This is a genomic window from Paraburkholderia sp. SIMBA_054 (assembly GCF_046534875.1).
Classification (GTDB): Bacteria; Pseudomonadota; Gammaproteobacteria; order Burkholderiales; family Burkholderiaceae; genus Paraburkholderia; species Paraburkholderia hospita.
Map to the genome: position 1 here is coordinate 1 of NZ_JAWRXV010000573.1, position 285 is coordinate 285.

General features: G+C 45.6%; 1 pseudogene. It reads left to right on the plus strand.

The annotated features are described in order from the left end of the window. Nucleotides 1-285, plus strand: a pseudogene (locus SB822_RS56395) (dimethyl sulfoxide reductase subunit A); the annotation flags it as partial.

Here is a 285-nt window from a genome sequence, read left to right on the forward strand (position 1 = left end):
TGACCGTTGAGCAGGAAGATATTATTCCTAACGACTACGCCGGTAACATGGGATATCTCATTTTCCTCCAGCCTGTCACCAGCGAAAAATTCGAACGCAAACCGATTTACTGGATCCTGAGTGAAGTCGCGAAACGTCTTGGACCTGACGTCTATCAAAAGTTCACAGAAGGTCGCACGCAGGAACAATGGTTACAACATCTGTACGCCAAAATGCTTGCCAAAGATCCGGCGTTACCGTCTTACGACGAACTGAAAAAAATGGGTATCTATAAGCGTAAAGATC